Origin of the sequence: Paenarthrobacter sp. NPDC089322 (assembly GCF_040684895.1) — a bacterium.
In the GTDB taxonomy this organism is placed as follows: domain Bacteria; phylum Actinomycetota; class Actinomycetes; order Actinomycetales; family Micrococcaceae; genus Arthrobacter.
Window position 1 is genome coordinate 91,519 of sequence record NZ_JBFBGW010000018.1, and the last position, 9,836, is coordinate 101,354.

General features: G+C 63.7%; 7 protein-coding genes. 5 read left to right on the plus strand and 2 right to left on the minus strand.

Annotated elements, in window-relative coordinates; all coding sequences use genetic code 11:
- Nucleotides 1-25 precede the first annotated feature (25 nt).
- Together AB0N65_RS16560 and AB0N65_RS16565 are read right to left on the minus strand one after the other, a co-directional pair.
- On the minus strand, nt 26-1,501 hold the full coding sequence (locus AB0N65_RS16560; protein WP_364163903.1) for a DUF58 domain-containing protein: 1,476 nt from the start codon (nt 1,499-1,501) through the stop codon (nt 26-28).
- A 12-nt stretch (nt 1,502-1,513) separates the two neighbouring features.
- Entirely contained in the window at nt 1,514-2,602 is a 1,089-nt protein-coding gene (locus tag AB0N65_RS16565) for a MoxR family ATPase (RefSeq protein WP_364163906.1), read from the minus strand.
- 195 nt (nt 2,603-2,797) lie between these two features.
- On the opposite strand from AB0N65_RS16565, the gene AB0N65_RS16570 reads away from it, so the two are divergent.
- The 5 genes from AB0N65_RS16570 (at nt 2,798) to AB0N65_RS16590 (ending at nt 8,893) form a co-directional block, all read left to right on the plus strand.
- Nucleotides 2,798-3,694: a TatD family hydrolase gene (locus AB0N65_RS16570; RefSeq protein WP_364163909.1), complete on the plus strand. Its 897-nt coding sequence runs from the start codon at nt 2,798-2,800 to the stop codon at nt 3,692-3,694.
- A gap of 293 nt (nt 3,695-3,987) precedes the next feature.
- Nucleotides 3,988-5,130, plus strand: coding sequence for a transglycosylase family protein (locus AB0N65_RS16575; protein ID WP_364163912.1), 1,143 nt, complete (start codon nt 3,988-3,990; stop codon nt 5,128-5,130).
- Between the two features lie 26 nt (nt 5,131-5,156).
- On the plus strand, nt 5,157-6,038 hold the full coding sequence (gene rsmA, locus AB0N65_RS16580; RefSeq protein ID WP_364163915.1) for a 16S rRNA (adenine(1518)-N(6)/adenine(1519)-N(6))-dimethyltransferase RsmA: 882 nt from the start codon (nt 5,157-5,159) through the stop codon (nt 6,036-6,038).
- A complete protein-coding gene (locus AB0N65_RS16585; protein WP_364163918.1) occupies nt 6,035-7,027 on the plus strand; it encodes a 4-(cytidine 5'-diphospho)-2-C-methyl-D-erythritol kinase in 993 nt (330 codons plus the stop codon). Before rsmA ends, AB0N65_RS16585 begins: the two co-directional genes overlap by 4 nt.
- Nucleotides 7,028-7,063: 36 nt before the next feature.
- Entirely contained in the window at nt 7,064-8,893 is a 1,830-nt protein-coding gene (locus AB0N65_RS16590; RefSeq protein WP_364163921.1) for an ABC-F family ATP-binding cassette domain-containing protein, read from the plus strand.
- The last annotated feature ends 943 nt before the right edge of the window (nt 8,894-9,836 follow it).

Sequence of the window (9,836 nt, forward strand, 5' to 3'; positions counted from 1 at the left end):
GCCGGGTCGCGATGCGAGGTGGTAGTCATCTGGGTACCGCCGCCCCACGGCGCACGTCCATCGCCGCACCTGCAGCGGCCACAATGCCGCCTTCATCGAAACTGGACCATGCGGCCGCGAGTGGCGTTTTGGACGTGACAGACACAGCCCGCCACCCACCCTGCCGCAACGTCTCCAGGACGTCGTCGTTACTGTGGCCACTGTCAGTCACCAGCAGGGCGAACGCATTTGCGCCGTAGCCTGCTGCGGGCGCGAGGGCTTTGGCTTCCGCCGGCGTCACGTGACCCAACAGGGCAAGGAGCGGGCCGCGGAGGCGGTGGGCTGCGAGCTTGTCCATAAGACGGTCATCGAAGGCCGAGTCCATGTTCTCCGCACCCGGGGAATCGGGGGACTGCCTCGGCTGCTCTGCCTTGGCGTCCGCGTGCTGATCAGTTCTGTGTTGCTCTGTTCTGTGCTGCTCCAGGCGGTGGTGTTTGGGGCCGCTCAACTCGATGGCCGCCAGTCCCTCAGCGATGGCATGAAGTCCGCCACCGCCCGTGAACTCTTCCGCGCTCGGATCCGAAGCGGACCTCGAGCGGCTGAAGGCGGGCTTGCCGAACGCGTCAAGGGCACGGAGGGAATAGTTTCGCTCGGCAAGATGCGCGCAAATGGACATTGCCGCCGTCACCACCCATTCGAATCCCGCGTTGGTGGCAAGATCGGAATCGTCTTCGTGGCTTCCGAACATCGACGCTGTGCCGGACGGGAAGGCGGTGAAGCGTTGGTCCAGGATGATGGTCGCTTCCGGGGTGGTCACTGACTCTTCCTGCCGGACCATCAGTTGTCCGTGGCGTGCTGTGGCGGGCCAGTGAACACGGCGCATGGGGTCGCCATGCCTGTATTCGCGCGTCATGATGTCGTCATCGCTCGGATTGGCCCGGATGCGGGTGGCGGTGACGCCGTCGTTGCCGCGCGCCCCGGCGAGCCCGGTGACGGGAAGCTCGACGGCGGCAGGCGTCACGGTGAGGAGGTCGCCGTCGTCGATCGAATGGCGGCGCAACGACAAACCGAAGGGATCGCTGAACTCGGCGGTGACCGGCCCGATCCGGAATTGTCCGCGCTTGCCGGACCGCAGATGGTACTCGTAGCGGCTGGTCCCACCGGAAGCCGACCGTGCGGGAAAGCGGAAAGCGGGAGGATCGCCGAATCGCGACGGCAACTGTTCCTCCATGATGACGTGGCCTGTGGAGTACGTGGTCCGGGCGACGGCCAAACGCACGGTGGTTGTAGCGGACGTTTCCACTGTGGAGGGGTTGAATTCCCGGTACACCTGGAACTTTGGCTTGAGCACGCGGACGCCAGCCAAGGCAACCAACGGCAGCAGGAGCAGGAACACTGCCAGCGTCAGCAGATCGCGCCGGCCCATGATGTGCGCGGACACGAGTGAAACCACCCCGGCGGCAAGCAGTCCCCAGCCGCGGTTGGTGAAGAGGTGCTTCGGGAGCCGATCCATCAGTGCCACGCCGGCATCCTCCTATGCGCTGTGCCTGTCCCTGCGCCACGCGCCCGGGGCGTCCTGGGCCACCGGTAGGGAAGCGAGGATGCCGCGAAGGACGGTCTGCGGGGTATCGCCCGAACTCGCAGCCTTGCGGTCCAGAATGATCCGATGCGCGAGAACTGCCTCGGCGACATCCACGACGTCGTCCGGAAGCACGAAGTCGCGTCCGTCCAACGCTGCGGTCGCCTTGGCGGCCCTGAGCAACTGAAGAAGCGAGCGTGGGCTTGCGCCGAGCCGCAGGCGGGCGCTGTCACGCGTCGCCCTGCCTATCGCCACCGTGTACTCCTTGATGGCCGTTGAAACAAACACCTGCTGGACAGTGGCGATCATCGCGGCAACATCGTTGGCCGTGACCACGGGCGTTACCTTGATCAGGGGAGACGCAGCCTGATGTGTTTCCAACATCTCAATCTCGGCGTCCTGGTCCGGATAACCCATGGAAATCCGTGCCATGAACCGGTCACGCTGGGCCTCGGGGAGCGGGTAGGTCCCCTCCATCTCGATGGGGTTTTGCGTAGCAACCACCATGAACGGCTGGCCAAGCTGGTACGAGTGCCCATCAACCGTCACTTGGTGTTCTTCCATGCATTCCAGGAGAGCGGACTGGGTCTTGGCCGAAGCGCGGTTGATTTCGTCGCCGATCACGATGTTGGCGAACACGGCTCCCGGCCGGAACTCAAACTGCCTGGAGGACTGGTTGTAAATGGACACACCGGTGACATCCGAAGGCAGGAGATCGGGTGTGAACTGGATGCGGGACACCGTGCAGTCCACTGTCCGCGCCAAGGTCTTCGCCAGCAACGTCTTCCCGACGCCGGGCACGTCCTCCAGCAAGAGGTGCCCCTGGGCCAACAGGACAGTCAAAGCCAATTTTGCGGCGTCGGCTTTGCCGTCGATGACCTTGTTGATAGCGCCCAGAATGCGCTCGCTGGCGTCGTGGAAGCGTTCGGAGTCCATCACGTGCTGCCTGTGCCCGTTGAGCACGGCCGCATCCCTGGGCAGGGCGCTGTACGCCTCGCCCTGGAGGGGGGAAGGATCAACGGTGACTTGTCGCTTGGACTCCATGGACTGCCCTTCAGCCGTGGCCACTGCCGCGCGTGGCCCCTTGTCCGTTCCAGACTACCCAGACTTTGGCCATGGCTGACATAGTGGCCGGGGAATTTATGTGCCAACTGGAATTTGTCTCTTGGACCTTCGTGATACGGGAGTCTGCGCGTCGTCCCGAACGTTGCGGAACCTTGGTCCGATTAAGGTGGAAGCATGTGCAACTCCCTCGCCCCCGCTCCTTATCGCGCGTCCTCCGGGACCACGGAGACCATGGATTCCCGGAGGGAGTACCCCCCGGCTCCGGAACCCCTTCCTGTCCCGGTGATGGATAACCACACCCATCTGGACTTCCGGCACGGACTGATCGAAGTAGCCGTGCCCGACGCCATGGATGCGGCGGAGGCAGTCGGGGTCCAAGGGGCCGTGCAGGTCGGTTGCGACCTTGAGTCGTCGCGATTCACGGTCCAGGCGGTGGATCTGGACCCGCGCTTGCTGGGAGCCGTAGCCATTCATCCCAACGATGCACCTGTCTACGCAGGACGCGGCGAACTGGAAGCTGCGCTCGCGGAGATCGAGGAACTCGCCCGGCATCCGCGGATCCGGGCCATCGGCGAGACGGGCCTTGATTTCTTTAGGACGCACGGCGAAGGACTCACGCATCAGCGCTACTCCTTCCGCCGGCACATTGACATCGCCAAGCGACTGGGGCTGACGCTGCAAATCCATGACCGCGACGCACACGACGACGTCGTGCAGGTACTTGAAGAAGAAGGAGCCCCGGAACGCGTCGTTTTCCACTGCTTTTCCGGCGACGAACAGTTGGCCCGTATCTGCAACGAAAACGGTTGGTACATGTCGTTCGCCGGGACGATGACGTTCAAGAACGCTGCAAACCTCCGTGCCGCCTTGGCCATTGCAGAGCCGAGCCGTGTCCTGGTGGAGACCGATTCCCCCTTCCTCACGCCGCACCCGTATCGAGGCCGCCCGAACGCGAGCTACATGGTCCCGTACACCGTCCGGTCCATGGCGGAAGTGACAAAAGATGACGTCGCGGAATTGTGCGCGCGGCTCTCGGGAAACACCCTCAACGCCTACGGTTCCTGGGCGTAAAAAGGGGGTTGTGAGAGCCCGGAGTGGTGGAATCGGCATGGATACCCGGTATGCAGAATTCTTGGTCCGTTTATAACAGATCGGTTACTGTGTACAACTAGTAGCCGGGGTCGGGGAAGGCCTTCGGACAACTGGTCCGGTTTTTTGGACCACTTCAGTTGAATGTTTTTGGCGGCGCAGATGCCGGCAGCGGACATGGGACCAGGCAATGTGCCTGGCCCCTTGGTTTTGCGGCTGGCGTTACTTTTCTGCGCTTTCCCCGTGCCCGGATGGTCTGAGAGTTATGGGCAATCGTGATCAAGTTCTTCACAACGGATGGCAAGTTCAGCTTTCTCAAAGTCGGTGCCCAGTTGCTGGTTGTAGCAGCACTGGTAGTCGGAGTCGTCGCCTTCGTGGGCAACAACAAGACGGTCACCCTCAACGTTGACGGCAAAGTGAGCTCCATCCAGACCTTCGGAGGCACAGTTGACCAAGTGGTCAAAGCCGCCAAGGTCGAGCTGAAGGACGCGGACCGGATCTCCCCGTCGTTGGATACCCAAGTGGAGAACGGCTCCGTGGTGAACATCAACCTCGCCAAAGCCGTTTCCATCGAGCTGGACGGTGCCCGCAAGACCGTCAATACAAACGCTCCGGATGTTGCCGGGCTGGTGAGCGAACTCGGAGTTGCAAGCTCCTCCGAGATTTCCCAACCCAAGGACGCCTCACTCGCAGTGACAGGTTCCTTCGTCTCCATCTCGACGCCCAAGACCATCAGCCTCGTCGCAGACGGGAAGGACACGAGCACCACCACCACGGCACCGGATGTCGCCACAGTGCTGAAGGACGCCGGGATCACGCTGGGCGCCAGCGACCGCGTCTCCCAGCCGAGCAACGCGCCGGTCATCCAGGACATGGTGATCAAGGTCTCCCGTGTTGACACCAGCAAGACGGCTGAAGCTACCGAGGAAGTTCCCTTCGAAAGCGTCAGCACCGATACCGCGGAGCTGTACAAGGGCGAAGAGAAGGTCACCCAGGAGGGTGTTCCCGGCTCGGTCGTCAAAACCTTCAAGCTGGTCCTCGTTGACGGGCGGGAAGCGTCCCGCACCCTCGTCTCCAGCAATGTCACCACCCAGCCGGTGACTGAAAAGATCGCAGTCGGCACCAAGGCACGCCCGGTCGCGGCCGCCAAAGCCACGTCCAGCGGTCCCACAGGTGCTCCGAACGAGGCAATGTGGGACAGGATTGCCCAATGTGAATCCGGAGGCAACTGGTCCATCAACACCGGAAACGGCTACTACGGTGGACTTCAGTTCTCCAGCCCGACGTGGCTGGCCAACGGTGGCGGAGCCTATGCCCCCACGGCAAACCTCGCTACCAAAGCCCAGCAGATCGATATTGCCAACCGCCTGTACGCCAAGAACGGACTGCGCGACTGGGGCTGCGCGCACGCAGCCTGATCGCGCTCAGGCGATACGATACCTAGGTGACTGAACCGAATTCCGAACCCGCCGCCGTCGCGCCCCTGATGGGTGCCACAGACATCCGACGGTTAGCCGAGGAAATCGGTGTCCGCCCCACCAAGACCTTGGGGCAGAACTTTGTGATCGACGGCAACACCATCCGCAGGATCGTGTCCGCCGCCACCATCGACGCCGACGAGACGGTTCTGGAGGTGGGTCCCGGCCTCGGGTCCTTGACGCTCGGCCTGCTGGACGCGGCCCGGACCGTGGTCGCCGTCGAGATTGATCCCGTCCTGGCCGAAAAGCTTCCCCATACCGTCCGGGAGTGGCGGCCACAGGCCGAAGAGAACTTCCATCTGGTCCTTTCCGACGCGATGAAGGTCACCGAACTTCCGGTTCAACCCACGGCACTTGTCGCCAATCTGCCCTACAACGTAGCGGTTCCCGTGGTGCTGCACCTCTTGCAGCACTTCCCAAGCCTTCGGCACGGCCTGGTCATGGTGCAGGATGAAGTAGCCGACCGGCTCGCGGCGACGCCCGGGTCCAAGATCTACGGAGTTCCTTCCGTGAAGGCTGCCTGGTACGGGCACATGAGGAAAGCCGGCGTGATCGGCATGAACGTCTTCTGGCCCGCGCCGAAGATCCACTCCGGGCTTGTTGCGTTCACCCGCCAGGACCCGCCTGCCACCCATGCCACGCGCGAGCAAGTCTTTGCCGTCATCGACGCCGCGTTCGCGCAGCGAAGGAAGACTCTCCGGGCAGCCCTGGCGGGTTGGGCAGGAAGCGCGGCCGAGGCTGAACGCTGCCTTGTTGCCGCCGGCGTCGATCCCACGGCCAGGGGAGAAGTCCTCGACATCGGTGCCTATGTCCGGATCGCCGAAGCGCGCCACCCAGTGGACGCATGAGCCCGAACACCCGCAAACCCGGCGGCCTCCCTTACGCGGGTGGCCGCTTCCACGCCAGGACCGTCCGGGTGAAAGCGCCGGGGAAGGTCAATGTCTCACTCAGCGTGGGCCCCCTGCGCCCGGACGGGTACCACTCCGTGGCCAGCGTCTACTTGGCCGTTTCCCTCTATGAGGAAGTTGCGGCCACCAGCACCGAAGCCCCCGGAATCACCGTCAGCATCAGCCCCAACAGCACGCTGGACTTGGATGGCGTGGACATCCCGCTGGATGAACGCAACCTCGCATACAAAGCTGCCGCCATCATGGCTGAGATGTCAGAGAAGCCAACCGGCGTGCACCTGGAAATAACCAAGCGCGTGCCCGTAGCCGGCGGGATGGGCGGCGGCTCCGCCGACGCCGCGGCTACGCTCCTTGCCTGCGACGCCCTCTGGAACAGCGGCCTGTCCCGCGAGGAACTCGCGCATGTGGCAGGTGAGTTGGGCGCAGACGTGCCGTTCTCGCTGCTGGGAGGTACCGCCGTCGGCCTTGGCGTTGGGGACAAGTTGTCGCCCGCCCTCGCCAAAGCGCAGATGGACTGGGTGTTGGTCTTCGCCGATTACGGACTTTCAACCCCCGACGTGTTCCGGACCTTGGACGGGCTACGCGATTCCGAGGGTGCGGATATTTCCGAGCCAGTGGACGTGGACCCGACGATCCTCCAAGCCCTGCGCAACGGGGATCCCGAAACCTTAAGCCGCGTCCTGATCAACGACCTGCAGCGGGCATCGATCGCGCTCGCACCACAACTCCGCGACACTATCGGCCTTGGCGAAGCCCGCGGTGCCCTGGCAGGCATGGTTTCCGGTTCCGGTCCCACCATTGCCCTGCTCGCGAGGGACTCCGTAGCCGCCAGCGTCCTGGCGGAGGAACTGACCCACCGCGGCCACACCGCCCTGGCCGTGCATGGACCCGTGCCCGGCGCCCGGATCATCTCCGATACCCTCCTTTAGTAGCTTCCGCACCCCGGCAGTAGAAAGTAGTACCCATTGGCCCACCTGCTTGGCGGCGAAAACCTTAGCGTTTCGTTCGCGACCCGCACTGTCCTCGACGGCGTCACCCTCGGTTTGGAGGATGGTGACCGCATCGGCATGGTCGGCCGCAACGGCGACGGAAAATCGACCCTCATGCGCCTGCTTGCCTTGCGCTCGACGCCTGACTCGGGCCGCGTCACGAAACGAGGGGACGTGAACGTTGGCTACCTCGACCAAAGCGACGTGCTCGACGGCGACCTGACCGTCGGTACCGCGATCGTCGGCGACCGCGCGGATCACGAATGGGCGGCCAATCCCAAGATCCGTGAAGTCATGGGCGGGCTCGTAGGGGACGTCGATTGGCATGCCAACGTGCACTCGCTCTCAGGCGGCCAGAAACGCCGTGTTGCGCTGGCGAAGCTCCTCATCGAAGACCATGACGTGATCATGCTCGACGAGCCCACCAACCACCTCGACGTCGAAGGCGTGGCCTGGCTCGCCCGGCACCTCAAGACCCGGTGGCGGGCCAACCAAGGCGCCTTCCTCGTGGTCACCCACGATCGCTGGTTCCTCGACGAAGTCTGCAACTACACCTGGGAAGTCCACGACGCCATGGTGGACATGTTCGACGGCGGATACGCCGCCTACGTTTTGGCGCGCGCCGAGCGGGACCGCATGGCCGCCGTCGTCGAAAATAAACGCCAGCAGCTCGTTAAAAAGGAACTTGCGTGGCTGAGGCGAGGGGCCCCCGCCCGGACATCAAAGCCGAAGTTCCGCATCGAAGCCGCCAACGAGCTCATTTCCGACGTTCCCGAACCCCGCGACTCCGTAGCCCTGAACAAAATGGCAACGGCGCGCTTGGGGAAGGATGTCCTGGACCTCGAGAACGTGTCGCTTGATTTTGAAGGCGGCGAATCCGGACAGAAGCTGTTCGACAACATCACATTGCGTCTGGCGCCCGGGGAAAGACTCGGCCTGGTTGGTGTCAACGGTGCCGGCAAGTCCACCCTGCTGAAGCTGCTCAACGGTGAGATCCAGCCCACTTCAGGGAAACTGAAGCGCGGCAAGACCGTGGTTACGGCAGTGCTGACCCAGGACGTCAAGGAACTCGACGATGTGTCGGACCTGCGCGTCATTGAGGTCATTGAACGCGAGAAGCGCTCCTTCAGCGTGGGCGGCAAGGAATTCACCGCAGGGCAGCTCGTGGAGCAACTGGGCTTCACCAAGGAAAAGCAATGGACGCCGGTAGCTGACCTGTCCGGTGGTGAGCGCCGCCGTCTCCAGCTGCTGCGCCTGCTCGTCGGGGAACCCAACGTCCTCATGCTCGACGAGCCCACCAACGACCTCGACACCGACACCCTCGCCGCCGTCGAAGACGTCCTGGACGGTTGGCCCGGCACGCTCGTGGTCGTCAGCCACGACCGTTACTTGCTGGAGCGCGTCACCGACCACCAAATGGCGCTGCTGGGAGACGGGAAGCTCCGAGGACTTCCTGGCGGGGTTGACCAGTACCTGGAACTACGAGAGGCGGCGCTTGCTACCGGCACCGTGGGTGGCACGTCCGGCGCTCCGACGACGGCAGGCCCAGGTGCGTCGTCCTCTGCGCCTTCCGGTGCGAGCGAGGCCGAAAAACGCGAAGCCCGCAAGGACCTCAACAGGATCGACCGTCAGCTCGGCAAGCTCGCGCAGCAGGAAGAGAAGCTCCACACCCAGATGGCGGCGAAGTCCGAATCCGGCGATTTCGACGCACTCGGTGAACTCAACGCCAAGCTGCAGGAGTTGCTGGAAGAGAAAGAGGGCCTGGAGCTCGAATGGCTTGAGGCGGCCGAAGTCCTGGGCGAGTGAGCTTGTGCCCGCGAAGGCGGCGGTGCGGGTGAACGGGGAGCGGCCGTTGGTTGCGCAGGGGCGTGGAGCGGCCGTTGGTTGCGCAGGGGCGCGGCGCGGCCGTTGGTTGCGCAGGGGCGCGGTGCGGCCGTTGGTTGCGCAGGGGCGCGGTGCGGCCGCCGTCCTCTGCGTGCTGCTCCTTCGTCGCTCTGACGCACGCCGCCGGACGGCAGCCGCTCCGCGGTGGCCCGGCGTGACGGCGTAGTCCGAGTGTGCTTGCCCATCCTTGCCTTGCCGGACACAACGAACCCTCTCGCACCGTTGGCCGATTTTTGGCCGTCGCTCTCTCACCGTTGGCCGGTTTTTCGTGGTCGCTCTCGCACCGTTGGCCGGTTTTTCGCAAACGCTCTATCACCCTGGGCGCTCGCATACCCGCTCGCGACCCACGAGCCCATGCAGTCCCGTGGCGATGATGGCTTGACAAAGAACACCGGCCAACGCCATGGGCAAAGCATCGAGAAGGGGCCCGTTGGGCCCAAATTCCTTGTATGTCCGGAGAGTGGTTCTCCCCCGCCCATGTATGCCTGGGCCGGTCTGTTGGCCAAGGCAGCCCCACGTTCGAGGAGTGGTTGCCGGCTTCCATGAGTTCGGAACCTTGCGATTCTGCTGCTACGAGGCGAAGAAGGATGCTTTTCCGAGGTACTCGTTATCCATCCGCAGCTTTGCAACTTCCCGCCGCAAACGCTCCAGTTCCGCGACTCCGCCGAAGCCGCCAATAGAGGGTGAGCGTAGATGGGGTGTTTGGTGATAGAGGGTGCCCGGGGAGGGGGGGTGTTTGGTGAGAGAGGGTTGCCGGGGAGGGGGGGGTGTGCGGTCGTCAACTTTTTGAGACAGGTTCGTTGTTTGTTTTGGTTAGGCGGCCAGTGGTTGCTGGGCGCGGGTTTGGTGGTTGGTGTGGGCTTTG